At 72.4% G+C, this 26,925-nt stretch carries 19 protein-coding genes; 8 read left to right on the top strand and 11 right to left on the bottom strand.

What is annotated here, in order from left to right; all coding sequences use genetic code 11:
- Window positions 1-115 precede the first annotated feature (115 nt).
- Window positions 116-997 (bottom strand): GntR family transcriptional regulator, encoded by an 882-nt coding sequence (locus ACZ69Q_RS02255; RefSeq protein WP_471034803.1) that lies wholly within the window; start codon window positions 995-997, stop codon window positions 116-118.
- A 154-nt stretch (window positions 998-1,151) separates the two neighbouring features.
- Here ACZ69Q_RS02255 and ACZ69Q_RS02250 point away from each other — a divergent pair, with 154 nt between their 5' ends.
- Both ACZ69Q_RS02250 and ACZ69Q_RS02245 read left to right on the top strand, forming a co-directional pair.
- Window positions 1,152-2,003, top strand: coding sequence for a (2Fe-2S)-binding protein (locus ACZ69Q_RS02250; protein ID WP_471034798.1), 852 nt, complete (start codon window positions 1,152-1,154; stop codon window positions 2,001-2,003).
- Between the two features lie 341 nt (window positions 2,004-2,344).
- Complete coding sequence (locus ACZ69Q_RS02245) at window positions 2,345-3,385, top strand: DUF2637 domain-containing protein (protein ID WP_471034793.1); 1,041 nt, start codon at window positions 2,345-2,347, stop codon at window positions 3,383-3,385.
- A gap of 73 nt (window positions 3,386-3,458) precedes the next feature.
- Here ACZ69Q_RS02245 and ACZ69Q_RS02240 read toward each other — a convergent pair whose 3' ends face one another.
- Together ACZ69Q_RS02240 and ACZ69Q_RS02235 are read right to left on the bottom strand one after the other, a co-directional pair.
- The gene (locus tag ACZ69Q_RS02240; protein ID WP_471034789.1) at window positions 3,459-3,941 is read right to left on the bottom strand and encodes an ATP-binding protein; all 483 of its coding nucleotides are present in this window, start codon (window positions 3,939-3,941) and stop codon (window positions 3,459-3,461) included.
- A gap of 662 nt (window positions 3,942-4,603) precedes the next feature.
- Complete coding sequence (locus tag ACZ69Q_RS02235) at window positions 4,604-5,218, bottom strand: hypothetical protein (protein ID WP_471034785.1); 615 nt, start codon at window positions 5,216-5,218, stop codon at window positions 4,604-4,606.
- Window positions 5,219-5,462: 244 nt separating this feature from the next.
- Between ACZ69Q_RS02235 and ACZ69Q_RS02230 the strand changes: the two genes are divergently transcribed.
- Window positions 5,463-6,821: a helix-turn-helix domain-containing protein gene (locus ACZ69Q_RS02230; RefSeq protein WP_471034780.1), complete on the top strand. Its 1,359-nt coding sequence runs from the start codon at window positions 5,463-5,465 to the stop codon at window positions 6,819-6,821.
- A gap of 16 nt (window positions 6,822-6,837) precedes the next feature.
- Here the strand turns inward: ACZ69Q_RS02230 and ACZ69Q_RS02225 are convergent, their stop codons facing one another.
- Both ACZ69Q_RS02225 and ACZ69Q_RS02220 read right to left on the bottom strand, forming a co-directional pair.
- A complete protein-coding gene (locus ACZ69Q_RS02225; protein WP_471034777.1) occupies window positions 6,838-8,175 on the bottom strand; it encodes a PP2C family serine/threonine-protein phosphatase in 1,338 nt (445 codons plus the stop codon).
- Between the two features lie 209 nt (window positions 8,176-8,384).
- The gene (locus ACZ69Q_RS02220; protein WP_471034775.1) at window positions 8,385-12,137 is read right to left on the bottom strand and encodes a S8 family peptidase; all 3,753 of its coding nucleotides are present in this window, start codon (window positions 12,135-12,137) and stop codon (window positions 8,385-8,387) included.
- 192 nt (window positions 12,138-12,329) lie between these two features.
- Here ACZ69Q_RS02220 and ACZ69Q_RS02215 point away from each other — a divergent pair, with 192 nt between their 5' ends.
- The 3 genes from ACZ69Q_RS02215 (at window position 12,330) to ACZ69Q_RS02205 (ending at window position 16,323) form a co-directional block, all read left to right on the top strand.
- Window positions 12,330-13,319, top strand: a complete 990-nt coding sequence (locus ACZ69Q_RS02215; RefSeq protein WP_471034771.1) for a helix-turn-helix domain-containing protein — start codon at window positions 12,330-12,332, stop codon at window positions 13,317-13,319.
- A gap of 80 nt (window positions 13,320-13,399) precedes the next feature.
- A complete protein-coding gene (locus tag ACZ69Q_RS02210; protein ID WP_471034770.1) occupies window positions 13,400-13,882 on the top strand; it encodes a DUF456 domain-containing protein in 483 nt (160 codons plus the stop codon).
- 122 nt (window positions 13,883-14,004) lie between these two features.
- The gene (locus tag ACZ69Q_RS02205) at window positions 14,005-16,323 is read left to right on the top strand and encodes a glycosyl hydrolase family 95 catalytic domain-containing protein (RefSeq protein ID WP_471034767.1); all 2,319 of its coding nucleotides are present in this window, start codon (window positions 14,005-14,007) and stop codon (window positions 16,321-16,323) included.
- On the opposite strand, the gene ACZ69Q_RS02200 is transcribed toward ACZ69Q_RS02205, so the two are convergent.
- The 6 genes from ACZ69Q_RS02200 to ACZ69Q_RS02175 all read right to left on the bottom strand — a co-directional run bounded on the left by ACZ69Q_RS02200 (window position 16,320) and on the right by ACZ69Q_RS02175 (window position 24,122).
- Entirely contained in the window at window positions 16,320-16,820 is a 501-nt protein-coding gene (locus ACZ69Q_RS02200) for a methylated-DNA--[protein]-cysteine S-methyltransferase (RefSeq protein WP_471040000.1), read from the bottom strand. The two genes, ACZ69Q_RS02205 and ACZ69Q_RS02200, sit on opposite strands and share 4 nt — an antisense overlap.
- Window positions 16,821-16,855: 35 nt before the next feature.
- On the bottom strand, window positions 16,856-18,259 hold the full coding sequence (locus ACZ69Q_RS02195; RefSeq protein WP_471039997.1) for a DNA-3-methyladenine glycosylase 2 family protein: 1,404 nt from the start codon (window positions 18,257-18,259) through the stop codon (window positions 16,856-16,858).
- Between the two features lie 348 nt (window positions 18,260-18,607).
- Entirely contained in the window at window positions 18,608-19,699 is a 1,092-nt protein-coding gene (gene rsgA, locus ACZ69Q_RS02190; protein ID WP_471034763.1) for a ribosome small subunit-dependent GTPase A, read from the bottom strand.
- 247 nt (window positions 19,700-19,946) lie between these two features.
- A complete protein-coding gene (locus tag ACZ69Q_RS02185) occupies window positions 19,947-21,428 on the bottom strand; it encodes a cellulose binding domain-containing protein (protein ID WP_471034760.1) in 1,482 nt (493 codons plus the stop codon).
- 216 nt (window positions 21,429-21,644) lie between these two features.
- Window positions 21,645-22,979 carry a radical SAM protein gene (locus ACZ69Q_RS02180; protein WP_471034758.1) on the bottom strand — a complete coding sequence of 445 codons (1,335 nt, stop codon included), beginning with the start codon at window positions 22,977-22,979 and terminating at the stop codon, window positions 21,645-21,647.
- Between the two features lie 135 nt (window positions 22,980-23,114).
- Complete coding sequence (locus tag ACZ69Q_RS02175; RefSeq protein WP_471034756.1) at window positions 23,115-24,122, bottom strand: hydroxyacid dehydrogenase; 1,008 nt, start codon at window positions 24,120-24,122, stop codon at window positions 23,115-23,117.
- A gap of 125 nt (window positions 24,123-24,247) precedes the next feature.
- On the opposite strand from ACZ69Q_RS02175, the gene ACZ69Q_RS02170 reads away from it, so the two are divergent.
- The gene (locus ACZ69Q_RS02170; RefSeq protein ID WP_471034755.1) at window positions 24,248-25,501 is read left to right on the top strand and encodes an FAD-binding protein; all 1,254 of its coding nucleotides are present in this window, start codon (window positions 24,248-24,250) and stop codon (window positions 25,499-25,501) included.
- A gap of 176 nt (window positions 25,502-25,677) precedes the next feature.
- A complete protein-coding gene (locus tag ACZ69Q_RS02165) occupies window positions 25,678-26,925 on the top strand; it encodes an ROK family transcriptional regulator (RefSeq protein ID WP_330356854.1) in 1,248 nt (415 codons plus the stop codon).

Here is a 26,925-nt window from a genome sequence, read left to right as displayed (position 1 = left end):
GACCGAGGACGGACACCCCCCGGCGCGGCCCCGACCCACCCACCGAACCGTCGGCGCTACACGCACCCCCACCCACCCCGCACAGGCGCCGCAGGCATCGCATCCCGCAGCCAGCTCACCGCGACCCGGCGAAATGCTCCCCCACCAGCGACCGCACCACATCCAGATCCCGCGCGATCAACGCATCCAGCAGCGCCATATGCTCAGCCGCGTCCGCGAGCAGATCGGCATGCCCCCGCCCGGACGCCCGTACGGGACTCACCAGCGACCACTGAGCCCGCCGGTGCAGATCGTCGGCGAGTCGGACGAGTTGTTCGTTGCCGCACAAGGCGAGCACAGCCCGATGGAAACCACGGTCCGACTCGGCGTACGTGGCCCGGCACCCGGTCGACGCCGCCCGCACCGTAGCCTCCGCCAACGGCCGCAATTCCGCCCACCGTTCGGCAGTCACCGTACGCGCGAGCCGCAACATCACCGGCACTTCGATCAACGCCCGCACCTCGGCCAGCTCCGCCAGCTCCCGAGCCCCCCGCTCGACCACCCGGAACCCCCGGTTGGGCACGACCTCGACGGCCCCCTCCAACGCGAGCTGCTGCATAGCCTCACGCACCGGCGTGGCAGAGACCCCGAACTGCTCCCCCAGCGCAGGCGCCGAGTACACCGCCCCGGGCGTCAGCTCACCCGTGACCAGCGCGGTACGCAGAGCGTCCAGGATCTGCCCCCGCACCGAGGCCCGTTGCACCAACGGCCGCGGCCGCGGAATCGGCGTCTCACTGTGCGTGTGCTCACCACGCGCCGCGGGCGCGGCACCACCCGGGTCCGGACCGACATCCACGGCCCGTACACCCCGCGCGTCGACGCCCCGGCCTTGCGCAGGCACCCGCGGCACGTCCGCACGAACCTCCGGACCACCGCTCCCCACGCTCACGCCCACGCCCTCCACACCCGAGCCTTCCGGATTCCCCGTAACCGCGGAGCCCTGCGCGCTCTGCTTCACCGGTCCTCCTCCGGACGTGTCGGTACTTGGGGTCATTACGGCGGGTTGTTACTCACCCGTCAAGCACCATAGGCGCAGAACGCGACAGTTCAAACCTCAGCGATCTTGGGTAAGGTAAGGCTTACCTCTGAAGCCTCACGGATCGGCGGCCCACATGTCCGTGCCCCCTACGGCCCTCGCAGACGCCTACACCCGTCTCACCACGGCCTTCCCGGGGCTGGACATCATCCAGCCGCCCACCCCCGAACCGCTGCCGCATCACGCCGGATGGATCACCGCGGCCTCCCTCGCCGACGGCGGCGGACCCCTGGACGCCTTCCTGGCCTGGGACGAGGCGCAGGTACTGCGCGACTACGGACAGCCCGCCCGCCCCGACGTAGTCGCCAGCTTCGGCCTGCACCGCTACGCCTGGCCCGTCTGCCTGCTGATCACCGTGCCCTGGTTCCTGCACCGCCGCGTCCCCCGCCTCCCCGTGACACATGTCTCGTACGACCGCACGGCCCCCGGCCTCGCGATAGGCCGCCTGGCGGCCCGCGCGACCACCTTCGCCTGCCTCCCCGACGACCCGGCGGCCATCCTGCCGGGCGCCCGGGTCGTCCCGGACGAGGAGGCACTGCGCGCCGAGGTACGAGCCGCCATCGCCGAGCACCTCGAACCCGTCCTCGCCGGCTTCGGCCCGCGCATGCGCCGCCGCGGCCGCGCACTGTGGGGCATGGCGACCGACGAGATAGTCGAGGGCCTGTGGTACGTCGCCCACCTGTTCGGCGACGGCGAGCAGGACCGGGCCCGCCGCGAGCTGGAACTGCTCCTGCCGGGCGCGACGCAGCCGTACGTCGGCTCGGCCGCCTTCCGTGAACTCACCGGCCCGAACGGCGAGTCGCTGCCCACCCGGGACCGCGCGAGCTGCTGCATGTTCTACACACTGCGCCCCGCGGACACCTGCGCCACCTGCCCGCGCACCTGCGACGCGGACCGCGTCACCAAACTCCTGGCGGCGGCGAGCTGAACTTCGCGCCCAACGCCGGTTGAGCAGCGTGAGTTGAGGCCCCCTCAGACGGCGCGTAACTCTTCGTGCCGTAAGATCACCCATGAGCGGGACACCCGTTACGGTTACAGGCGTTTCACAATTTCCTCACTTCGCGCAGGAACTTTCCGTGGAACCACCCGCACGGGTAGTCTTGTTCGAACTCAACTCCCGCCCCTCAAGCGGCAGTTCGAGCAGAACGCCGCCCTGGGCATCCCCTTGCACTTCCTTGGCGGCCTCTTGCCCCGAAACCCCCTGAGGGCCAGTGGGATTGGGCCACTATGGCGGGCGTTACGCCCTATCCCAATGCAAGGGACCCCCAGATGAGATTGACCGACATATCGCTGAACTGGCTGCTTCCGGGCGCCGTCCTGCTCCTGGGCCTGCTGGTGGCGATAGCGGTGCTTCGGCGCGGGAAGACCTCGGGGAAGGACGCAGGCGCGGACGACTCGTGGGAGCGCAGCGAAGAGCGCCGCAGGCGCAAGGAGGCCATATACGGAACCGCCTCCTATGTGCTGCTGTTCTGCTGTGCGGCCGTGGCCGCAGCCCTCTCCTTCCACGGCCTGGTCGGCTTCGGTGAGCAGAACCTCGGCCTCCACAACGGCTGGCAGTACCTCGTGCCGTTCGGTCTGGACGGCGCCGCGATGTTCTGCTCCGTCCTCGCGGTGCGCGAGGCCAGCCACGGTGACGCGGCCCTCGGCTCCCGGATACTCGTATGGACGTTCGCGGCCGCCGCGGCCTGGTTCAACTGGGTGCACGCGCCCAGGGGTCTCGGTCACGACGGGGCACCGCACTTCTTCGCCGGTATGTCCCTCTCCGCGGCCGTGCTGTTCGACCGGGCCCTGAAGCAGACCCGCCGGGCCGCCCTGCGCGAGCAGGGTCTGGTGCCCAGGCCCCTCCCGCAGATCCGGATCGTCCGCTGGCTGCGGGCGCCCCGTGAGACCTACAAGGCCTGGTCGCTGATGCTCCTGGAGGGCGTGCGCAGTCTGGACGAGGCGGTCGACGAGGTCCGCGAGGACAAGCGGCAGAAGGACGAGAGCCGGCTGCGCCGGCGCGACCAGCAGCGCATGGAGCGGGCCCAGCTCAAGGCCATCAGCCGGGGCCACCGCGGCTTCATCGGCCGCGGCAACGGCCGACAGGCAGAGCCGCAGGCCCTGGAGCGCGCCTCGACGCAGGTCTCCGCGGAGCCTGCCATATCCACGCCGGAACAGTTGCCCGTGCGTACGCGTCCCTCGTTGCAGCCCGTACGCACCGGCTCCGACGCGATGACCGTCGACCTCACCGCGGAGGACGACACAATGGCGCTGCCCCGTCTCGACTCCCTTGAGCGCAAGCTCAAGGACCTGGAGCAGCAGTTCGGCTGAGCCGGCCGGTCAGCGACGCATCGACGTCATCGACGAAGGGGCGCGACCCGAGACGGGTCGCGCCCCTTCGTCGTCACGCGGCGCCCGCGTCGAGTTCGAACCAGACCGCCTTCCCGACCGCGTGCGTGCGCACACCCCAGGCGTCCGCGAGGGACTGGACCAGGATCAGGCCCCTGCCGCTCGTACCGTCGTCGGCGTTCGGTACGCGCGGTCTGGGCAGCCGGGTCACGAAGTCCCTCACCTCCACCCGCAGTCCGCCCGGCCCGACGGTCGCCGTCAGGACCGCGTCCCGGTCGGTGTGCACGAGCGCGTTGGTGACGAGCTCGCTGGTGAGCAGTTCGGCCACGTCCGATCGTCCCGCCCTCCCCCAGTGCCGTAACAGCTCCCGCAGCGCCCTTCGTGCCTCCGGTACGGCTCGTAGGTCCCGCCGCCCGAGTCTGCGCCTGAGCTGAGGCGGCTGCGCGTGTTCCCCGGCGCTCGCGGCCCTGTCCTCCACTGCCTCCGTCGAGGAGGCCCCGAATGTCACGGGACCGCCTCCTCGCGCCTGCCTCTTCATGACCCCCGCCCGCGTGCCGATGTCGGTTCCCCTCCTGGCTCGAACACGTTCACGGGAACCATTTCCCAGTGGGACTCGGCGCCAGTCATGTCGAATCGTGAACGACCAGGTGTTCGGCCACGGTTGGGGCGGTCCAGGCAGGATGGATGAAAGCCGAAACGTCACCCGTCGGCCGCCCGGAGGCCGCCATGGGCGTCGACCGGTCCGGGTCCGCGACCGGCCGCACCCCGGCTTCCCGGCCGAAGGCGCGCTCGCGGCGAGGTGAGCCGGGGCGAGGCATCCGGTGCTGGAGGGAGACGGCCCGCCCGTGCGGTCGTGCACGGCATCGGACCGACTGCCCTGCGGTCGCGCCGACCGCAGGGGATCGGCCCGTACGTCGATGCCGCCCTGTCGATCCGGCCGTAGTCGGCGAAGCGGTGGGGCGGTTGGGGTCGTAGGCGGGCTGGACGCCCATAGGTCCTGCGGCCGGGCAACAGGGCGCCTCGGGCCACCTTTCGGCAGCCTTTGAAACTGGCCGGAATTCGCGGGTGTCCGCCCGTGGAAAGGGGCGGCGGCGCCAGGGTTCCTTGTTCCGGGCGGTGCGGTCATGGGCGCGGGGCCGCCCGCCCGACCCCCGTCCGGGAGGGCGGCCCCGCTGTGGTGACGGTCCGGTGACGCGTCGGTCAGTAGAGCTTGTTGACGGCGGTAGTGGTCGTCTTCTTGAAGGCCTTCACCGGCGCGTCCGTGAAGTCGCCCATCTGCCCCCACTGCACGACCGTGACGGTGCCGCCGTCCCGGCCCACCGACACGAGGTGGATGTCCATGGCACCCCACGAGGCACGGGTCGCGAAGCCGTGCACGCGGGCGCCCTCCTCGACCGGCAGGCTGCCGTAGCTCTTGTAGTCGGCCTCGACGTCCGGGTCGGCGTCCATGCGCGTGACACAGCGCTTGACCTCCTTGTCGAGGCGGGTGGCCAGGGCCTTGGCCTTGGCGCTGTCGCCGACCGTGATGTTGAGCTGCTCGGCACCGGTTTCGAGTTCGGTGCGGAAGGTGCGGTAACGGGAGTCGTAGGCGAGCAGGGCCTCGCCGAAGCAGTACTGCATCTCCTCCGGGATGCCGCCCTTGACCTTGTCGGCGGTCCAGCCGGTGGAGTGCGGCGGCAGTTCGGACGCCGCGAGGAACTTCGGAGCGGGCGTCCTCGGCGCGGCGCCGGCCGGCGCGGCGGAGAGTGCGGCGCCTGCCGTGAGGCCGACGGCGACGAGTGCGGTGAGCATGCCGGCTCGGGTGCGCTTGAGCATGGGTGGTCCCCCGTGGATGAGATGAGTGCATGACTGCGTGAACGTGCGGAAGTGGATCGTCGCCGACGCCGGTTGGTCCCCCCGGCCCGTGTCGGTGCGACACCTTGAGCATCAGCCGTCACAGCGGGCGGCCGCAAGCGCCGTCGCCCGATCGGCGACGGTGGAACCATCCCAGCCCTTCTGACGTGCAGGTATATGGAGTGCCTGGGATGCCGTCCCGGGACGCGGAGGACACGGGAGAACAGTGTCGGAAGCACAGGACGACGACGTGCAGGAGTTCGCGGCGTTACTCAGACGCCTGAAGGAACGCACCGACCGCAGTTACGGTCAATTGGCCCGCCGCCTGAACATGAACACCTCCACGCTGCACCGCTACTGCGCCGGTGACGCGGTCCCCCTCGACTTCGCCCCGGTCGAGCGGTTCGCCGCGCTGTGCGGGGCGACGCCGGAGGAGCGCCTGGAGCTGCACCGATGGTGGATCCTGGCGCTGGCCGCGCGGCAGCGGTCGCGTACGGCCGCCGCCACCGCGGCGGCTTCCGGCCCCACGGCCGCCGAGGCGAAGGAGGCGTCGGAGGCGTCCCCCTCGGACGGGCCCCCCGCGGACACGGCCCCCTCGGACGCGCCCCCCGAACTCGACGGGGAACCGATCCAGGGCCCGGTATCGCCGGCCCCTCCCCACCGCCCTTGGTACCGCCGCCGGCGCCTGCTGGTCACGGGGGCCGCGGCGACCGCGCTCCTCGCCACGCTCGGCAGCCTCTCCGCCCTCCCGGACGACCGCCGCAGCGGCAGCGACTCCGTCGAGGCCGTCGATCCGCCCCGTACGACGGAGCCCGACACCCGGCGCCCGAAGTCGTCCAAGTCCCCGAGCCCCTCCCCCAGCACGCCCTCCCCCTCGGCCGACCCGTCGAAGAAGTCCTCGGCGAAGCCGACCGAAACCGCCGACCGGCCCTCGAAGAAGGCCGGCCCGCCGCAGCCCTCGACCGGCGTGCCCCTCACCTGGAGCGCCGACTCCCATGTCTGGCAGGCCGGCTGCGGTCACGACTACGTCATCGACAAGCCGCCGCAGCAGGTCCCGCCGCCGCCGAACCCGCAGGACGCCGCGGTCTGGGCGGCGACGCAGAGCGCCGTGCACGGGCGGCAGACCCTTGTGAAGATCACGGTGCAGGGCCGGTCGTCCACGGCCGTGGTCCTGGAGGCGCTGCGGGTGCGTGTCGTCAGCCGTTCGGCGCCCGTGGAGGGCACCGACTACGCCATGGACCACGGCTGCGGCGGAGCGCTGACGCCCCGCTACTTCGAGGTCGACCTGGACAAGGACCGGCCCATCGCCCGCCCGGCCGACGGCAACGACACGGGCGTCACCATCCCGGCGATGCGACTGCCGTACCGCGTGTCCGCCGAGGACCCGGAGGTACTGCTGGTCGACGCGCGCACGGTGACCTGCGACTGCACCTGGTACCTGGAACTGGACTGGTCGTCCCAGGGCCGCACCGGCACGGTCCGCATCGACGACCACGGCCGCCCGTTCCGCACGACAAGCACCAAGGGCCTGAAGAACTTCGCCTACGACACCTCGGCCCGCGCCTGGGTGCCCTGGGAGGAGTAGGAGCGCTCGGGGCCCGTCACGCCTCCCATACGCCGGCCGCCGTACGGTCGTCCGCGTACCCCTTCACCCGGACCTGGGTGTCGGCGAGGAACTCGGCGAGACCGGGCGGTTCGAGGGCGGACCAGCGTCCGGTCAGGTGGGCGGCCAGTTCGGGCTCGCCGCGCACGGGGTCGGCGAGGCCGCTGGTGCACATGAGGAGGGTGTCGCCGGGGCGGGCGACGGAGGCGCGGAAGCGGAAGGGTTCGCGGTGCGGCTCGGGGTCCGGGTCGTAGGGGCTCGGCGGTGTGGTGATGCCGAGGTCCATGGTGAGGCGGTCGCCTTCGGGCGTCTCGGCCGGCAGCGAGCCGAAGCCGACGACGGGTTCGCCGGTGGCGTCGGTGACGCGGGGTTCGATGTCCTGCCATTCGCCGTTCCGCAGCCGGAAGAGTCCGCCCTCGCCGACGCCGAAGAAGACGCGCGTACGGCACTCGGGGTCGGCGGGCAGCAGAAGACAGCGCAGGGTCGCCGCGTACTCCTCGGGTTCTATGCCCTGTTCGGCGGCGCTGGCGCGGAGTTTGCCGAGGCTGCGGTCGGTCAGGCGGTGCAGTCCGGACTTCAGGTCGCCGCGCCGTGCGGCCCTTATGTCCTCGGAGAGCCTCGCGTGACTGCGGCCGACGGCACGGCCGATCCAGTGGCAGGCTTCGGCGGCGGCGCGGTGCGCGCCCGGGGTGGCGCGGGCGCCGGTGGCCATCGCGACGAGGAGCAGGGCGTGGTCGCCGGTGCCGAAGCGGGCGGTGAGCAGGGAGTCGCGGCGGGGTTCGCCCCGGTAGCGGGCGGAGTCGCCGCGCAGGGAGACGGCTCGCAGGGTGCAGGCGCCGTAGTGGGCGCCGTCGAGGACGGTGTCGGCGACCAGGTCGTCGAGGTCGTCCGGGTCGGCGGGCGGCAGGGCGGTGGGCTCGGCCGCGTAGGTGGGCGGGCCGTCGCCCACGTAGGCGAGGGGGCGTGGCGGCGGGGCGGGCTCGACGGCCGGGCCGGGCCGCTCAGCGGTCACGACCGGGGGCGGAGGCGGTGGCCCCAAGTCGGTCGGAGATGGCGGCCCCACGTCGGCGGGAGGTGCCTCCACCGTGAACCCCGGCGGCTTCGGCAGCCCGGCCGGGAACGTCGACGCGGGCTCCACGGCATCCGCGTCGGCTCGTGGTGGCGGAACCGGCACAGCCGCTCCCGGCCGCTGGCTCACCGCCCCGGCGGCCGAGGCGAAGCGGTCGTCCAGTGAGTCGCGGGCCGTCGTCGGGCCCGTGTCATCGGTACGGTCACCGTAGAGCTGCCTCCACCAGTCGTCCTCGCGGCCGGTGGGCTTACCCCCCTGCTGGTTCATGCCCCCAATTGTCCACCGCACGGCCCGGATGAAAACGGGGCATCCGGAAAATCCGGCCTCGCGGGGCCCACCCGGACGGCATGTCGGGTGAGGTCTTGAACAGTCTTGCGAAACACCGGGAGACACACGTCGCCGGGCGGCCCCACCCCCCACGGGAGAACCGCCCGGCGACTGCCGGGTGACCCGGGCCCCGATCCCCTTCGCGCGCGTCAGCGCACGTCGTAGGCCCGGGTCACGATCTGGGTGACCGAGGCGCCGTGCGCGTCGGTCAGGACCGATCGAAGTGTGACCCGCTTTCCTGTAGCTCCGCTGTGGTTCACCGTCGCCTTCCAGCTCCCGTCGCCTCGGCGTACCGTCCGCGCCTCGGTCCAGGTCCGGCCCTCGTCGTACGAATACGAGAGCCGGGCCCGCGTCAACTCACCGGGCTCGTAGCCCGCGTGGCCCGTCGCCGAGAGCGTGATGGTCTGTCCGTCCGCGGCGGGGAGCGTCTTCAGACCGTCCTCCTGCAGCGCGTACCACGGGAACAGCAGTGGTATGCCCTGCGAGTAGGTGTCCTCGTCGTGTGCGGAGCGGAAGGACCAGGTCGTGGTCGTGCTCGTGGAGCGGTTCCACGCCCGGGCCGGAGGGCCGATCTTGGCGGTGTGGAGGGTGAGTTCGTACGTAGACTCCGAGGCCGGGACGGCGAACACGCCGAAGGGGTAGGGGCTTTCGCCCACGGTTTCGCCGTCCCGGGTCAGGGTCATGCTGCCGATGTCGCCGAAGCTGCCCTGGACGCCCTGGTGTTGGCCGTCGCCCCAGAAGCCGGGTGCCACGCCGATCAGGTCGCCCTGCCGTTCGGCGGCGAGCGCGGGCCGGCCGTGGTCGTCGCGCGGGGCGGCGGGGGCGAGGACGCCGCCGTACCACTCCTCCGTGCGCCGCTCGCCCTTCGCGTAGCTGCGCATGGGGTCGATCATGAACTCGCCCCATGGGAAGCTGCTGGACACCTCGTGCTCCCAGCCGGTCGTGCCCGGCGAGTGGTACTCGGTGCGCCGGAAGGGCGCGGGGACCGTCTCAAGGCCGCTGAAGTAGCCGGTCAGTCCGTTGGGGCGGGTCATGGACGTCAGGTCGACGTGGTCGGTGGCGCCGCCCGACATCGAGTTGTACGTCGCCGTGGTCGCCGCGAGGTCGCGGTCCCGGACGCGGTAGGCGCGGTCGCCGCCGATCGGGCCCTTCTCGAGAAAGGCCAGGTTGTAGACGTACGGGCTCTTGGCGGTGGCCGTCCAGCGCAGGGTCACGTCCCCGGCCGTGAGCAGGGCCTTCGCCTCCTCGGCCGGGAGGGCGAGGACGGGCAGCGGGCCGCCGGTGAAGCCGGCCGACGGGTACCAGCGGCCCGGCGCGTCACGGTGGACGAGGACGGCCACGGCTCCCGCCTCCTTCGCGCGTGTCGCGATCTCGTAGGCGCTCCCGCCGTCCGGGATCCCGACGAGCGCGATCTTCCCGGCGGCACCCGAAAGTTCCTCCGCCGTACCGGACTTGGCGTCGAACAGGGCCGCCCGGCCGCTGCCGTCGAGGTTGGCGGAGCTGTAGGACGCGGTGGTCGGGTGCAGCGACGGGCCGCCCACGACGGCGAGTTCGGTGATCTGCGGGGCCGCCGCCCGCCAGAAGCTGTCGAACTCGAAGTCCCCGTCGGTCGCCCGGCCGGTGACGGAGGCGTAGTAGCCGCGCAGTTCACGCCCGCCGGCCGCCGTGCCCGCGTGCAGCCAGGTCTCGTCCCAGCTCCGCGCGAACCCGAGGGTGGCGCCGCGGAGTTCGGTGGGCCGGTCCGCGCCGACGGTCAGGCGGTGGGCCTTGCGGGCGTCGAGGACGACGGTCGTGTCGTCGCGGATCTCAAGCTGCGGACGGCCGAGGTAGGTGAGGGAGTCGAGAAGCGTGCCCTCGGTGTCCGGGGTGGCGACGAAGCTGGAGAGGAAGTAGGCACCGGGACGGATCCGGTACGTCTGGTCGGTCGCGCCCTCGTTGAAGCGGCGTTCGCCGGTCGCGTCGTCGGTGCCGATCAGGTCGACGGAGGAGGCGCCGCCGGCGGGCTTGCCGAGGCGGTCGAGCAGCTTCACGCGCAGCGTGACGGTCTCCGGCTGGACGTACAGCGAGAACGGCGTGGAGATCGTGACGCCGTCGGCCGTGGCGAGGACGCGACCGGTGACGTCGCCGTACTGGGCCCGCTCCAACTGAGCCGTCGGGTCGATCCGCAGCGGGACCTCGACCGTCCGCCCCGCCGGGACGGTGACCTTGCGGGCGTCGAGCCGGGCGGGGTGCGAGCGGACGGTGGAGCCGTCGTTGCCGGTGACGGCGGGCACCGTCAGCTTCAACTCCACCGCCCTGTCCGTGGTGTTGGTGTAGGGCACGGCGACCGTCGTACGGTCGCTCGCGTCCTGCGGCCAGTTGAAGGTGCCGGCCTGCAGGGCGGGTGCGCCCAGCACCTTCTGTCCGATCGCGGCCCGCACGTCGAGGCGTCCGCCGCCCGTCTCGCGGACGTCGCCGGGGACGGAGGCCTCCGCGGAGGAGACGAGGGCCGCCTTGATCTGCCGGGCGCTCCAGTCGGGGTGGCGCTGCTTGACGATGGCCGCCGCGCCCGCGACATGCGGAGTCGCCATCGACGTACCGCTCATCGACTGGTACGCGTACACGCCGCGTCCGCCCGCCTGGGCGGCGGAGATGCCGACGCCCGGTGCGGTGATCTCCGGCTTGAGGGTGTGCGAGCCGTACGCCGGGCCGCGGCTTGAGAAGGAGGCCGTGGTGTCGTCGCGGTCGACGGCGCCGACGGTGAGGACGCTCGGGGCGCAGCCCGGGGAGGAGACCGTGTTGTTGCCGGGGCCGGTGTTGCCCGCCGCGATGACGAACAGGGTGTTCTCGCTCGACCGGGCCAGTTCCTCCGTCGCCTGGGCCATCGGGTCGGTGCAGTCGGTGCGGGCCGGGTTGCCGAGGCTCATCGAGACGACGTCGGCTCCTTGGTCGACGGCCCACTGCATGCCGGCGATGATCCACGAGGTCTCGCCGTAGCCGTAGTCGTTCAGGACCTTGCCGTTGAGGAGCCCGGCGGCCGGGGCGACGCCCTTCTTGCTGCCGTCGCTCGCGGCGCCCGTGCCGCCGACGGTTGAGATGGTGTGGGTGCCGTGGCCGTCGTGGTCGTCGGCGTCCGGGGAGTCGGTGAAGTTCTTCGAGGCGCTGATCCGGCCCTTGAGGTCGGGGTGTCCGGCGTCGACGCCGGTGTCCAGGACGGCGACCTTCGTGCCCTTGCCGTCGTAGCCGGCGGCCCACGCCTCGGGGGCGTGCACCTGACGGGTCGAACGGTCCAGCGTGGCTTGGACCTTGGCGTCGAGCCACAGCTTCTTCAGGTCGCCAGCCGCGCGGGAGCGGGGGCTCGTGAGGTCGGCCCAGAGGTCGGCGGCCTTCTTCTTGTCGGCCTCCAGCGCGACCCCGTCGATCGGGTCGAGGACGAGGCCGCGTTCGGCGCCGCGCGGGGTGGGCGGCACGGAACGGGCGACGGAGCGGTCGTAGGTGGCGATCAGCGGGAGCGTCGCGCGGTGCGCGTCGTCGTAGCCCTGGCGGACCAGGCCGGTGACGTTGAACAGTTCCTCGTCGACCCGGCCGGCGGCGAGTGCCCCGGTCGCGCGCTCGGGGTAGACGTACAGGTCGTCGCCGGACCGGCGGGTCTGGGTGAAGGGGGTGGTGCCGTCCGGGCCGGGCAGGGCGACGGCCCCGTCCCGGGTGACGAGGACGCGGTCGCCGGTGACCAGGGTGACGACGGAACCGGCGTCGGCACCGGGGGTGGCCCGGTCGCCGGTGCCGGCCGGCGGTCTCGGCCCGGCGGTGGCCGCGTGAGTGGGTACGGCCGGCGTCACGGCCAGGATCGCGGCGGTGGCCGCGCCCAGTGCCGTACGCGAAATCGCTCTCCCCAAGATCGCCCTCTTCCCTTGCTGCCGCATGCCCGCGAGCGCCAAAGCGCAGGCCAAGGAGGCCCAAGTCGGGCATTGCGGGCGGTGGTTGATGCTGCGGTGGCGACACCTTGGCAGAGTGAGCGGTGGTACCGCGATGATGTGCGGAGGCGGTTTTGCGCCGTGGCCGTTTTCCGCCACGGACCGGACACCGGTGTTCGACCTGGGGAGGAACGCGGCCCGATGCTGGGAGCGATTGGTCTCGACGAGACGCACGAGTCGGCGTACCGGGCCCTGGTGTCCGCGGGCGCCGCCGACGTCCCCGATCTCGCCAGACGGCTGACGCTCGGCGAGCACGACACCGAACGCGCCCTGCGCCGCCTGGAGCGGCACGGGCTCGCCGCCCAGTCCTCGGCCCGCCCCGGCCGCTGGGTCGCCGCGCCGCCCGGGGTGGCGCTGGGCGCGCTGCTCACCCAGCAGCGCCACGAGCTGGAGAAGGCGGAGCTGGCGGCCGCGCTGCTCGCCGAGGAGTACCGGGCGGGGGCCACCGAGACGGCCGTGCACGACCTGGTCGAGGTGGTGATCGGCGCGGCCGCGGTGTCGCAGCGCTTCCTCCAGCTCCAGCTCGGCGCCAGTGACGAGGTGTGCGCGCTGGTCACGGGCAGCCCTGTCGCCGTGACCGGCATGGAGAACGACGCCGAGGAGCAGGCCGCCGATCGCGGGGTGCGCTATCGCGTGGTCCTGGAGCGCGCGGTCCTCGACCAGCCGCACGGTGTCACCGAGCTGTCCGCCGCCCTCGGCCGCCAGGAGCAGGTGCGTGTGGTGGACCAGGTCCCGACCAAGCTGGTGATCGCCGACCGGACGCTCGCCCTGGTGCCGCTGACCTCGCACACCGCGGAGCCGGCCGCGCTGGTCGTGCACGCCAGCGGGCTGCTGGAGCTGCTCTGCGGGCTGTTCGAGTCGGTGTGGCGGGACGCGCTGCCGGTCAGCCTCGGCACGTCCGGCGTCACCGAGCAGCAGCCGGAGGGCCCCGACGACACCGATCTGGAGGTGCTCTCGCTGCTGCTGGCCGGCCTGACCGACGCGAGCGTGGCCAAGCAGCTCGACCTGGGCCTGCGGACCGTGCAGCGCCGGGTGAAGCACCTGATGGAGCTGACCGGGGTGTCCACCCGGCTGCAGCTCGGGTGGCACGCGTACGAGCGGGGGTGGGTGGCGCGGGAGCGACAGGGGTGACGGGCGGCGGGCGTGCCGGGTCGTACCCCGTGCGGCATCGCTGATCTGCGCGTTCTCGCGGGCTCCGGCACTCTGGTCAGATGGGAGTCTGGGACCTGCTGCTGGTCGGTCTGGTCCTCCTGCTCGGCCTGTGCGGAGTGCTGGTGCCCGGTGTGCCGGGGTCGTGGCTGGTGTGGGCCGCGGTCATGTGGTGGGCGGTGAAGGATCCCCAGCCGGTCGCGTGGTGGGTGCTGGTGGGGGCGACCGTCGCACTGTTCCTGTCCCAGGTGGTCCGCTGGGCGCTCCCGCCCCGCCGGATGCGCCCGAACTGGGCCGGCCGCCGGATGACCGTGTACGCCGGGGCGGGGTCGTTCCTGGGCTTCTTCCTGATCCCCGTCATCGGCTCGATCCCCGGCTTCATGGCCGGTATCTACCTGGAGGAACGGCTGCGCCTGGGCCGCCGCGGCGAAGCGAAGGCCGCGCTGCGGACGGCGATGCGGTCGGGCGGGTCGAGCGTGCTGGCGGAGCTGTTCACCTGCCAGCTCATCGCGGGGGCGTGGTTGGGTGCCGTGATCTGGGGCTGATACATCGGGTCTCTATCTCAACACCACTCCACTATTGACGAGCCATGGCACGTTCTCTACGTTGCGTCCCGGGATAGCTCCGATGAATCTCCACGTTCCTGTACGAGCCGCCGGGAGGCGCCATGCCCAGCCCGTCCAGACGTACCGTGCTCGCCACCGGATCCGCTCTGGGCGGGACCCTCCTCACCGGCGGACTGCCCGAACAGGCCAACGCGGCCACCGCGAGACCCGAGGCGCAGGCCTCCCGCGACCCCTGGCGCACCGTCCTCGACGACGCCGACCTCGTGTGGCGCCGCATGCCGGCGACCTGGTACGAGGGCCCCTTCCTCGGCAACGGCTTCCTCGGTTCCGGCATCTACGCCGAGCCGGGTGCCACGACCAGCGCCGTGCGCTTCAACGTCCAGCACTCCGAGGTGCAGGACCACCGTCCCGAGTTCGGTTCGCTCTTCGGGCTGGCCCGCCTGCCGATCGGCCACTTCACACTGGAGCCGGTGGGCACGATCACCGGCCTGGACTGGCGGCTCGGGCTGCGCGACGCCGAGCTGACCGGCACGCTCACCACGGACCGGGGCACGCTCGCGCTGCGGGCACTGGTGCACAACGACCGCTCGGTCCTCGCCGTCGAGGTCACCCCGAGCGCGGGCGAGCGCGCGTTCCGGTGGGTCTTCCATCCGGCGGACGCGATCAGCCCCCGCGCGGCCTTCAAGCCGCTGCCCGACGGCTACCGGGGCAACCCGCCCGCCGAGGTCGCCGAGCACGACGGTGTGTCCGCCGCCGTGCAGCCCCTGCTGGCGGGCGGACAGCACGTGACGGCGTGGCGCGAGCGCAGCACGGGCCGGGCGCGGACCCTGTACGTCCATGTCGCGCACTCGTACCCGGGGACATCCGCACTGGAGCGGGCGCTGAAGGCCGTGCGCCGCGCGAGCCCGCTGCCCTACTCCGAGCTGGCGGTGTCGCACCGGGCCTGGTGGCACGCCTACTACCGCAAGAGCTTCCTGTCCCTGCCAGACGCCCGGATGCAGCGCTTCTACTGGATCCAGTTGTACAAGACCGCCTCCGCCGCCCGCCGTGACGCCCCCGTGATGGCGACATGCGGGCCCTGGCTGGAGCCCACCCCGTGGCCCAACACCTGGTGGAACCTCAACGCACAGCTCGAGTACTGGCCGATCCACGGCTCCAACCACCTCGAACTCGACGCGATCACCAGGTCGTTGAGCGAGTTCCGGGACAACCTGGCAGCGGAGACGCCCGCACCGTACCGCGCCGACTCCCTCGGCATCCCGCGCACCACCGACCCGCGACTGGTCAACGGCGCCGCCGATCCGCTCACCGGCTACGGCGTCGGCGTCCCCGGCCAGGACCCGCCCACCCCGGAGGTCGGCAACCTCACCTGGGCGCTGCACAACGTCTGGCTCAGCTACCGCCACTCCATGGACGAGTCGATCCTCAGGGACGTCCTGTTCCCGCTACTGCGCAAGGCGGTCGCCTACTACCTGCACTTCCTGGAACCGGGCCCGGACGGGAAACTGCATCTGCCGGCGACGTTCTCCCCGGAGTACGGCGGCGACTCACGGGACTGCAACTACGACCTGATGCTGCTGACCTGGGGTTGCCGCACGCTGCTCGACTCGGCCGAACTCCTCGGCATCGACGACGCGTCGGCGCCCCGCTGGCGCGAGGTGCTCGCCAAGCGGGCGGCGTATCCGACCGACGCGAACGGCTTCATGATCGGCGCGGACATCCCGTTCACGAAGTCCCACCGCCACTACTCCCATCTGCTCGCGGTGTACCCGCTGTACGAGCTGACGGGCCGCACCGCCGCCGAACGGGCCCTGATCGAGCGGTCGCTGGCCCACTGGGTGGGCTTCGAGGGTGCCTTGCAGGGCTACACCTTCACCGGCGCGGCGTCGATGTCCGCGCTGCTCGGCAAGGGTGAGGACGCCCTGCGGTACCTGGGCGAGCTCATGACCCGGTTCGTGCAGCCCAACACCATGTACAAGGAGTCCGGCCCGGTCATCGAGACGCCGCTGTCGGCGGCCCAGTCCCTGCACGACATGGTGTGCCAGTCCTGGGGCGGCACGATCCGCGTCTTCCCGGCCCTCCCGGACGTCTGGGCGGATGTGACGGTGCACGACTTCCGCACCCAGGGCGCGTTCCTGCTGTCGGCGGTGCGCACGGGCGGGGTCACCCGCTGGGTGCGGCTGACCAGCGAGGCCGGTGAGCCATGCGTCGTACGGCACGGCGTCGCGGGTCCGGTCGACGTGCGGGACGGCCGGGGCCGGCCGCTGCGGTACTCCGACGCCGGTGACGGGGCGATCCGCATCGCCCTGCCGAAGGGGAACTCGGCGCTGATCACGGCGCGGGGCGACCGGCCGGACCTGACGATCGCACCGGTCCGGCCGAACGAGGAGGCACCCCACTGGGGGCTGGAGGACGCCTAGAGGGAACCCTCCAGCGTCAGCAGCCGCACCTTGCGGTCGAGGCCGCCCGCATAGCCGGTCAATGACCCGTCGGCGCCGATCACCCGGTGGCAGGGGCGGACGATCAGCAGCGGGTTGGCACCGATCGCGCCGCCGACGGCCCGTACGGCGGCGCGGGGAGCGCCGATCCGCGTGGCGATCGCGCCGTACGTCGTGGTGGCGCCGTACGGCACGTCGTCGAGAGCCGCCCAGACCCGCTCCCGGAACTCGCTGCCCCTCGTGCTGAACTCCAGCTCGAAGTCCTTGAGTTCACCGGCGAGATAGGCGGCGAGCTGTTCCTCGGCCGCGCGGAAGAGCGCCGGGTCGCGCCGCCAGCCGTCCTGGACGGTCCGCCCGCCCTTCTGGCCCGGCACGGAGAGCGAGGCCAGGGCGCCGGTGGCGGGGTCGGCGGTGAGGAGGAGGGGGCCCAGCGGGCTGTCGAGCTCGGTCCACGGGGTGGGGGTGGCGTCGGCGGCCATGGCGGTCCTCGTGTTCATCGTCGTGTGCGTCGTCATCACTGTTCCAACTCCCCTGCTGCACGCAGGTGTTGCAAGGCATAGGAGCGCCAGGGGCGCCAACTGTCGGGGGTGTCCGCACCGGGCGGGGCGACGTCCGGGTCGCCCAGTGCCCGGGTGCGGATCACGGCGAGGGTGCGGGCGTCCAGGCCGGGCAGGCGCAGCAGCGCGCCGTGCGCCTCGTCCCGGTCGGCGCCCGGGTCCAGCCGTACGGCACCGTCGGCGAGGGCGGTGGTGAGCGCGCCGAGGGGCCCTCGGGGCTCGGCCCCGGCGAGCACGGCCACTTCCGGGAAGAGGTGGGTGAGACTGCCGCAGGGCGCGTCGAGCGCCTTGCCGTACCGGCGCACCAGTTCCGCGGCCCGCCGCGGCCCCACCAGCGCCCGTACGGCCAGCTCGTCCGCGTCGGCGGCGCCGGGCGAGCGCAGTCCCGGCCGGGCGGCGACCAGTGGAGCGAGCCGGGCGTCGGCGCCGAGCCGTTCGTCGACGGCGTACGGGTCGGCGTCCAGGTCGAACAGTCGCCGCAGCCGCTGCACGGCGGTGGTCAGGTCACGGAGGTCGGTGAGGTGGAGCCGGGCGTCGAGCCAGCCGCCGGGGTGAGCGGCGCGCCCTTGCCCTGCCCCGTCGCCCGCCGCCTCCTCCACCGCGACGATGGCGCTGCCGTGCGGCAGCCGCAGCGTGCGGCGGTAGGTGCGGTGCCCGGTCGGGCCGGAGACCTCCTCGATGCCGGGTACGGCCTCCTCGGCCAGCAGGTCGAAGACGGCGCCGGCCTGGTAGGGGCCGCGGTGGGCGAGCCGCAGGGGTATGCCGGCCGCCGGTGTGGCCGTACGGCCCGAGGACCGGCCGCCGCTCGGCGCGGCGGCGCGCAGCTCGCTCGGGGTCGAGGCGTACACCGCCCGGATTGTGTCGTTGAACTGGCGGACCGAGGCGAACCCGGCCGCGAACGCGATCTCCGTGATCGGCAGCTCGGTGGTCTGGAGCAGGACCCGCGCGGTGTGCGCCCGCTGGGCCCGGGCCAGTGCGACCGGGCCCGCGCCGAGCTCAGCGGTGAGCTGCCGCTGCACCTGCCGGGCGCTGTATCCGAGGCGGGTGGCGAGCCCGGCGACGCCCTCCCGGTCGACGATCCCGTCGCCGATCAGCCGCACGGCACGGCCGACCACATCGGCCCGCACGTTCCACGCGGCCGACCCCGGCACGGCGTCCGGCCGGCACCGCCGGCAGGCCCGGAAACCCGAGCCCTGCGCGGCGGCGGCCGTCGGGAAGAACCGTACGTTGCGCCGCTTCGGCGTGACCGCCGGGCAGCTCGGACGGCAGTAGATGCCGGTCGTCTCGACGGCGAAGAAGAACTCGCCGTCGAACCGCGCATCACGACTGCGGACCGCCTCGTACCTGGTGTCTTCGTCCATCACGCTGTCCAGTCTCCGCCGGGCCGAAGCGAGCTGCTAGCGGAAATCGGACACGGCACTGCAACGCCCCTTAAGGGGCGCGGGAAACTGCGCGACCAGCCACAACAAACCCGCAGCAGCCGGCCGGCAGGTGATGCCAGCAGAAATCAGACACGGCACCGCAACGCCCCCAAGGGGCGCGGGAAACTGCACGACCAGCCACAACAAACCCGCAGCAGCCGGCCGGCAGGTGATGCCAGCAGAAATCAGACACGGCACCGCAACGCCCCCAAGGGGCGCGGGAAACTGCACGACCAGCCACAACGAACCCGCAGCAGCCGGCCGGCAGACCAGGCACCCCCATTGGCGCTACCGCTGCCGCCCCCGCTTCGCCTCCATCGCGGCGCGCCCCTCCGCCCCCTTCCGCTTCCAGTCCCGCTTGATCTCGGCCCGCAGCCGCGCATCGGTCTTGGCCACGATCCACTGGTTCTCCCGCATCAGCTTGCGGTAGCTCTCCAGCCGTCGCACCGGCAGCTCACCGCTGTCGACGGCGGCCAGCACCATGCAGCCCGGCTCACTCTCGTGCGCGCAGTCATGGAAGCGGCAGCGCCCCGCCAGCTCCTCGATCTCCGAGAAGACCTGGCCGACGCCGGCCTCGGCGTCCCAGAGCCCGACGCCGCGCAGCCCCGGTGTGTCGATGAGGACGCCGCCGCCGGGCAGGGCGAGGAGGTTGCGGGTGGTGGTCGTGTGGCGGCCCTTGCCGTCGACGTCGCGCGCGGCCTGGACCTCCATCACGTCCTCGCCGAGCAGCGCGTTCGCGAGCGTCGACTTGCCCGCGCCGGACTGCCCGAGCAGCACGGACGTACCGCCTGCGACGACCGCGGACAGGACGTCGAGCCCGTCGCCCAGCGTGGCGCTGACGGTCAGCACCGGCACACCCGGCGCGGTGGTCTCCACGTCCTGGACGAGGTACCCGAGCGTCACCGCGTCCGGCACGAGGTCCGCCTTGGTGAGGACCACGACCGGCTGTGCGCCGGACTCCCACGCCAGGGCGAGGAACCGCTCGATGCGGCCGAGGTCGAGTTCGACGGCCAGCGACACGGCGACGATGGCGTGGTCGACGTTGGCGGCGAGGATCTGCCCCTCGGACCGCTTGGAGGAGGTGGAGCGTACGAAAGCGGTACGGCGCGGCAGATACGTCCGTACGTAACGCGGATTGCCCGCGGGTTCGACGGCGACCCAGTCGCCCGTGCACACGACCCGCATCGGATCGTGCGGGGTGACGAACGCCGTGTCGGCGCGTACGACACCGTCGGCGGTGACGACGTCGCACTGCCCGCGGTCGACCCGCACGACCCGCCCGGGCAGCAGCCCCTCGGCGTCGTACGGGGTGAACGCGTCGGCCCAGGCCGAGTCCCAGCCGTAGGGAGCCAACGCGGGGAAAACAGAGGTGGAAGTCAACGGGGTGACCCTTCACGAAGACAGGCCCCGGCAGCCGCGCGCACGGGCGCGGAAGGAAGTGGATTCTGGGTTCAGCCGGCGGCCACGGAGGTGGACTTGATGATCTGGATGCGGGCAGCGCTCGTCGCAAAGACAGCCATCGGTCGACACCTCCTCATACACGTCCGCTCGACTGCGGTGGCCGATGGGCCACCGCCTTGAACCGCTGTCACTTTAGCCGGGGCCCGTGAAGGGCCGTCAACCGAATTTACGACACGCAGTCGTCTCCGTTGAGCGTGAAGTCGAACGCCGGTGAGTTCTCGCCCTCCCAGGAGGCCAGGAACCCGAAGGCCAGCGAACCGCCGGCGGGGACCGTCCGGTTGTAGTCCGCGGCGCGCGCGGTGATCCGTGAGCCGTTCTGGGCGAAGCTCGCGTCCCACATCTGGCCGACCGTCTGGCCGTCGCGGAAGGACCAGGCGACGCGCCAGTCGTCCAGTGCCTCCTCGGTGGTGACGGTGACGGTGGCCTGGAAGCCGTCGGGCCACTCGTTGACGAGGTCGTAGGCGACCTCGCACGTGGGGGCCGCGCTCGCGGACGGTTCCGGGTCGTCCTCGTGGGCCGTGGAGGACTGGGTGCCCTGGGGCTCGGGCTTGGGGTTCTTGGGCTCGGGCGAGTCCTCGCGCGGGGCGCTGCGCGAGGGCTCGGCGGAGCCGGTGGCGGGCTGGGTGGCGGCCGTGACCGGCAGGGAGAAGCCGGGGTCGGAGACCGGCTGACGGTCGGACGGGTCACCGCCCGCCGCGGCGTCGCCACCGGTGGAGCCGCCCGGCATCATCGACACCGCGAGGGCGAGCGCGGAGACCAGGACGGCGGCGACGAGGAGGCCGCTGCGCACCACGCGCGCCTTGTGCGCGCCGGGGTTCGGCGGTCCCGCGTCCGTGTCCGCCGGGTCGGGGCGCCCGGCGCCGCGCACCTCGGCGGCCCGGCGGCGGCGCTCCAGGTAGGCGAGGCCGCCCCAGCCGATCACTCCGCCGGCCAGGGCCCCGGGCAGCCCGCCGCCGTGCAGCCGCAGACAGGCGGCTGCCTCGGCGCAGTTGACGCAGGTGGCGAGATGGCGGGAGAGGTCGCCTGGGGTGTCGGCCGCGGTGGAGCGGGTGACGGCGTCGAGGAGGCGGGCGTAGCTGCGGCAGCGCGCGTCCATCGGTGTGTCGAGGTGGTTGCGCTGGCAGCGGTCCCGGAACACGCCGCGCACCTGGGTCAGTTCCTCGGCGAGGGTGGCCGGGTCGAGGCCGAGCCGGCGGGCCACCACGGCCTGCGGCAGCGCCTCCACCTCGGCCAGCCACAGCAGCGCCGCGTCGGGTTCCTGCATGTCGCGCAGTGCGCGCAGCGCGAGCGGGCGCTGGAGCGGGGGTCCGGCGTAGCGGGCGGCCTTGTCGGAGTTGAGCCACAGGCGCAGGTCGGGGTCCAGCTTGTGGCCCTGCCCGCTCTCCTCCCAGGCGGCCGCCGCGGTGCGTACGGCGGTCAGGAGGAGGGGGATCCGGGGCAGGCGGGCGGGGCGGCGGCCCGCACTGCGGAAGGTTGTCGTCTCGGCCTCGCGGGCCTCACGTATGCCGGCGGAAAACGCCTCGGCGGCCAGTTGGTTGGCCGCCGAGGACCCGGCCGTGCACAGGTCGGCGTACGACAGCACGGCGTCCCAGCACTCGGAGAACAGCGCGGCCTCGGTGGCGTCCTGAGGGGTCGGCAGGTCGGGCATGGGTCTCCTGCATCCACATGCGAGGTCAACTCGCCATATTGGCAATGGAGTTGGGGGGAACCTCGCGGCAGGACATGAGCCTTTCACGTTTTCAACACAACTGACAAGCGTCGTGTTCAGATGTCATGACAGACCGTGGCGGACCGACAACTCCAGCCACTGGTACGGACGCGAGCCCCGTCCGTCTCACCTGTACCGGCATCCCTGCCGCCCCGCCTAGACCGCCGGCGTCGTCTCCGTCGTCGTCTCCCGCGCCGGGAGGCTGTCCATGAAGGAGCTCACCGAGAACACCGCGCGGCCGGGGCCGGGCGGACCGTACCCGGGGGGCGAGGACAGACCGAAGTCGTCCATGGTGGCGCGGTACGCCTCCAGCAGGCGGATGTGGTACTCCAGCGGAGCGCCCTGCGGGTTGGCCTTGCCGAGCGGAGTCGTCGGCTCGGGGCACCAGGTGGTGAAGCGGGGCGTGATGCCGTTGGACATGAAGAAGCGCAGGCCCTCGGTGGTCGAGGCGATGGCCTCGTCGACCGTCTTGAACCCGAAGGGCTCGGCCATCTCCACGCCCGCGACGAAGTTGGGGATCACGTTGCGCGCGCCGAAGACGTCCGCCGAGTCCAGGATCCGCTTGTGCCACTCGTCCCGGCCGACGTACCGCTCCTTGCCCGGGCAGTACATCTTGAACAGGTACTCGTCCCACACCTCGTAGTTGGGGTGGTAGATCTGCACGCCGTAGTCCTTGAAGCGCTGGACGTCGTCCTTTGGCAGCGCCTGGGCGACGACCTTGCCGATCCAGCGGCCCGGGAAGTGCTCCTCGATGGCCTTGGCGTACATGCCGTAGAAGTCGGCCTCGTCGCGGCCCTGGAGCCTGGAGGTGATGGCTCCGCCGGTGAGCGTGTACGCGGTCGACGCCTTCGCGGTGTCGTACCGGTTGATGATCTCCAGCGCCTCAAGGACCTCGTCGACGTCCTTCACGCCCGTGTACGGCCGCCCGGCCGCCTTGTGCTGGCGCCAGTTGTGGTTGATGTCGCAGTACTGGCACTCCTCCTTGGCGCCGAAGTACTGGCAGACCCGGAAGACGGTCAGGTAGATCAGGTAGCCCCACTGGATGGTCGGGGCGACCTCCATCACCGACTTCCCGTTGGAGAGGGTGTGCCGGTAGTACTCCGGCATGGGCGGCACACCGACGTCGGAGATGCGCTTGCCGTCGAGGTAGAGGCCGAGCACGCCGTGCTCGTCGGCGGCGACGCGATAGGGCGAGGCCGGGTTCACGCGCACGGAGACGACGGTGCGGCGCAGGTCGTACGGCCCGCCGGTGAGGATGATCTCCTCCGGCGGCCGCCGCAGCGCGGCCTCACCCAGCTCCGGCAGGGTCCCGTGGTCGAAGGAGAAGATGAAGTACGACTTGGGCTTGACCTCGCCGCCCTCGTTGTCGCTGAGGGCCGACGGGTCGAAGGCGACCCCGCCCCGGAGCAGATCCTCCTTGAAGACGGCTTCCCGCGGAACGTGCGGGAATCGCTCCATCAGATCCTCGACCAGTGCGGTGCGGCTGCCCATCCGTAATCTCCTCCCGGCTCAGGCGTACGACTCCTCACGGTATGCCCCCGGCGGAGCCGGGGCCGCATCGGGTCCCCTCCTGGGTGTAGGTGTCATGCATCCTGCGGACCGCCGGGGCCGGCGCCGGGCGTGGCCCTACGCCTCCCGCGCCAGCGCCATGGGATCGACCGGGTACGCCGGCTCCCGGCCCGCCACCAGCCGTTCGGCCTCCTCGGCGACGGTGAGGCCCAGCCGGGCGGCCTCGTTGCCCTGGGAGCCGGCGAGGTGCGGGGTGATGACGGCGTTCGGCAGTTCGTACAGCGGCGAGTCGGCGGGCAGGGGCTCGGGGTCGGTGACGTCGAGGATCGCGGAGAGGCGGCCGGTGCGCAGTTCGGCGATCAGGGCCTCGTGGTCGAGCAGGGCGCCGCGCGCGGTGTTGACCAGGACCGCTCCGTCGGGCATCAGAGCGAGTTCGCGGGCGCCGATGAGGTGGCGGGTCTCCGGGGTCTCGGGGGCGTGGATCGTGACGACGTCCGAGGTGCGCAGGAGGTCGTCCAGCGGGAGGAGGGGCACGCCGAGGGCGGCGGCGCCCGCCGTGTCGACGTAGGGGTCGCTGAGGGCGGGGACCAGGTCGAAGGGGCGCAGCAGCTCGATCACCTTGCGGCCGATGCGCGAGGCCCCGATGACACCGACCCGGCGGCCGTGGTTGCCGATGCCGGGGACCAGGCCCCAGCCGGGGAAGACCCGTTCGGCGCGCAGCCGGTCGCGGGCGGCGAAGAGGTCCTTGCCGGCGAGCAGGATCATGGCCAGCGTGTACTCGGCGACCGGCACGGCGTTGGCCACCGCCGCGGAGCTGACCGCGATGCCCCGCCGCCACAGCTCGGGCGTGGCCAGGCCCTTGACCGAGCCGGCCGAGTGCAGCACGGCGCGCAGCTTCGGGGCGGCGTCGAGGACGGCCGCCTCCAGGCGGGGGCAGCCCCAGCCGGTGACCAGGATCTCGGTGCGGGCGAGGCGGTCCGCGAGGCGCGGGTCCGTGAAGTCCTCGGCCACCAGGCCGGGGTCGATGTCCACCGACTCCCGCAGTCGCGCCAGCACCCCCGGCGGGAAGACCAGCGGCACGTTCTGGGCGGACATGGCGAACAGGGCGTGCGGCCGCTCGGTCAAGGACGGGCCTCCGGCTCGGCGAGGTGGGGCGGGACGGGTGTGGTGGCGATGGAAAACGGTCTCTACGGTAGGCAGCCGCGGATGAGAGGGTCAACGCGCAGGCACTCACCCTGAGGACGGCGAGGATGACGCAGACGATCACCAACTGGGCGGGCAACATCACCTACGCCGCCAAGGAGCTGCACCGGCCGTACTCGGTCGCCGCGATCGGCTCGCTGGTCGCGGGGAGCGGGCGGGTGCGGGTGCTGGGCAGCGGGCACTCCTTCAACGAGATCGCCGAGCCGGGCCCCGAGGGCGTCCTGCTGTCGATCGCCGATCTGCCTCCGGTGATCGACGTCGACGGCGCGGCCCGTACGGTCCGGGTCTCGGGCGGCGTACGGTACGCCGAACTCGCCCGCGCGGTGTACGCGCACGGTCTCGCGCTGCCCAACATGGCGTCCCTGCCGCACATCTCGGTGGCCGGCTCGGTCGCCACCGGCACCCACGGCTCGGGAATCGGCAACGGCTCGCTGGCCACGCCGGTGCGGGAGGTGGAGCTGGTCACGGCGGACGGGTCGGTGGTGACCATCGGCCGGGGCGACCGGCGGTTCGGCGGCGCCGTCACCTCGCTGGGCGCCCTCGGGGTCGTCACCGCGCTGACCCTCGACCTGGAGCCGTCCTTCGACGTCGAGCAGCACCTGTTCACCGAACTGCCGCTGGACGGGCTGGACCTGGCGTCGTTCGAGACGGTGATGTCGTCGGCGTACAGCGTGAGCCTGTTCACCGACTGGGGCGCGCCGGGCTTTCGGCAGGTGTGGCTCAAGCGGCGCTCCGACCAGCCGCTGCCGGACTTCCCCTGGGCCGCGCCGGCCACCGAGAAGCTGCACCCGGTGCCGGGGATGCCCGCGGTCAACTGCACCGAGCAGTTCGGGGTGCCGGGGCCGTGGCACGAGCGACTGCCGCACTTCCGGGCGGAGTTCACGCCGAGCAGCGGGGCGGAACTCCAGTCGGAGTATCTGCTGGCGCGCGAGCACGCCCTGGACGCGCTGCACGCGATCGACGCGATCCGGGCGACGGTCGCACCCGTGCTCCAGACCTGCGAGGTGCGCCTGGTCGCGGCCGACGAGCAGTGGCTCAGCCCCGCCTACGGACGGGACACGGTGGCCCTGCACTTCACGTGGATCGAGGACACGGCCGCCGTGCTGCCGGTGGTGCGACGACTGGAGGAGGTGCTGGCCGGCTTCGAGCCGCGGCCGCACTGGGGGAAGGTGTCCGCGCTGCCGGCGGAGGTCGTACGGGGGCGGTATCCGAGGCTGGCCGACTTCCGGGCGCTGGCACGGGAGCTGGACCCGGCGGGGAAGTTCGCCAACGCGTTTGTGCGGGATATCCTCGGCGACTGATGCGCGACTGACCCGCGACTGATACTCGCCAGTCTCTGCACACCTGGTGCTTCCAGCGGAAAGACTTTCTACAGCCCCTTTCCTAACCCCTTGTCGAAAGTCCGCCGCACACCATAGCCTTGCGCCGCGCCGGTGCCGACGACGACCCGGCCAGGGCGAAGGGACGGGGGCACCCGGTGAAGCGCACATCACGCGACATCCGCACGGCGAACCGCTACGAGGTGCTGCGCCAGATCATCGCCGCCTCACCCACCTCCCGGCAGGAGCTGGCGGCCGCCACCGGCCTCAGCCTCGCCACGGTCGCCACGCTCGTGGGCGAGCTGCTCGACCTCCGGATGATCACGGAGGTCGGGTTCGAGGACTCGGCCGGCGGCCGCCCCCGCGGGCTCGTGGCGGTCAACGCGTCCGGCGGCGCGCTGATCGGCGTCGACATCGCGGAGACCTACGTCCGGGTCGAGCTGTTCGACCTCGCGCTGAACGTCCTGGCCCGCGCCGACGAGGACATGCGCCCCGGCGAGAGCCGCCCCGAGCAGGTCGTGGGCCATGTCGCCGCCGCCGTCGGCTCGGTGGTCGCGCAGGCCGGCGTGGAGGGCGCGCGGGTGCTCGGCGTCGGGGTGAGCGTGCCGGGGCAGGTGGACCGGGACACCGGTGTCGCCGAGTACGCGCCCAACTGGGACTGGCACGACGTGCCGCTGCTCGATCTGCTCGCCGAGCACATCGCCTACCCGCTGTACATGGACAATCCGCTGCGCGCGAGCGCGGTGGCCGAGCTGTGGTTCGGGGCGGCGCGCGGTCGCGGGGACGCCGTGGTGGTCAACCTCGGCACCGGCGTGGGCGCGGGCCTCCTGCTCGGCGGCGGGCTGCACCGGGGCGTGAGCAACAGCGCCGGCGAGTGGGGCCATACGACGCTCGTGCTGGACGGGCGGCTGTGCCACTGCGGCAACCACGGCTGCGTCGAGACGTACGTCGGCGCGCCCGGAATCATGGTCAACCTGCGGGAGCTGGCCGCCGAGAGCGCGCTGCTGCACCCGGAGGACCAGACGGCGACGATCGACGCGCTGGCCCGTGGGGTCGCGGCGCACGATCCGGTGGCGCTGAAGGTGGTCCGGGACACGGCCCGCTATCTGGGCGCCGGGATCGCCGACCTGGTCAACCTGTTCAACCCCGAAGTCGTCGTGCTCAGTAGCTGGGTCGCCGCCGCACTCGGCGAACCGCTGCTGCACGAGGTGCGCGAGGCCGTCGCCCGGCACGCGCTCAGGCGGCCGCTGGCCGCCACCGAGATCGTCCTCTCCGCCATCCCCACCGACCCGGTGTGCCTGGGCGCGGCGACGTTCGCGCTCGAAGGGGCGCTCCAGACCGTGGGCCAGAGGACTGCCGCAAAACGCACCACCCCCGCAAGGAGCCGTACCGCACCACCTTCGTGA

This window comes from Streptomyces sp. NPDC036764, from assembly GCF_055609385.1.
This window is presented reverse-complemented; position numbering and strand designations above follow the sequence as displayed.

Bases quoted from the DNA above. Each gene is read 5' to 3' on its own strand.
- ACZ69Q_RS02250 (WP_471034798.1), top strand. From the start codon at position 1,152: ATGTCCGTGCCCCCTACGGCCCTCGCAGACGCCTACACCCGTCTCACC.
- ACZ69Q_RS02245 (WP_471034793.1), top strand. From the start codon at position 2,345: ATGAGATTGACCGACATATCGCTGAACTGGCTGCTTCCGGGCGCCGTC.
- ACZ69Q_RS02240 (WP_471034789.1), bottom strand. From the start codon at position 3,941: ATGAAGAGGCAGGCGCGAGGAGGCGGTCCCGTGACATTCGGGGCCTCC.
- ACZ69Q_RS02235 (WP_471034785.1), bottom strand. From the start codon at position 5,218: ATGCTCAAGCGCACCCGAGCCGGCATGCTCACCGCACTCGTCGCCGTC.
- ACZ69Q_RS02225 (WP_471034777.1), bottom strand. From the start codon at position 8,175: ATGAACCAGCAGGGGGGTAAGCCCACCGGCCGCGAGGACGACTGGTGG.
- ACZ69Q_RS02220 (WP_471034775.1), bottom strand. From the start codon at position 12,137: ATGCGGCAGCAAGGGAAGAGGGCGATCTTGGGGAGAGCGATTTCGCGT.
- ACZ69Q_RS02215 (WP_471034771.1), top strand. From the start codon at position 12,330: ATGCTGGGAGCGATTGGTCTCGACGAGACGCACGAGTCGGCGTACCGG.
- ACZ69Q_RS02210 (WP_471034770.1), top strand. From the start codon at position 13,400: ATGGGAGTCTGGGACCTGCTGCTGGTCGGTCTGGTCCTCCTGCTCGGC.
- ACZ69Q_RS02205 (WP_471034767.1), top strand. From the start codon at position 14,005: ATGCCCAGCCCGTCCAGACGTACCGTGCTCGCCACCGGATCCGCTCTG.
- ACZ69Q_RS02200 (WP_471040000.1), bottom strand. From the start codon at position 16,820: ATGGCCGCCGACGCCACCCCCACCCCGTGGACCGAGCTCGACAGCCCG.
- ACZ69Q_RS02195 (WP_471039997.1), bottom strand. From the start codon at position 18,259: ATGGACGAAGACACCAGGTACGAGGCGGTCCGCAGTCGTGATGCGCGG.
- ACZ69Q_RS02185 (WP_471034760.1), bottom strand. From the start codon at position 21,428: ATGCCCGACCTGCCGACCCCTCAGGACGCCACCGAGGCCGCGCTGTTC.
- ACZ69Q_RS02180 (WP_471034758.1), bottom strand. From the start codon at position 22,979: ATGGGCAGCCGCACCGCACTGGTCGAGGATCTGATGGAGCGATTCCCG.
- ACZ69Q_RS02170 (WP_471034755.1), top strand. From the start codon at position 24,248: ATGACGCAGACGATCACCAACTGGGCGGGCAACATCACCTACGCCGCC.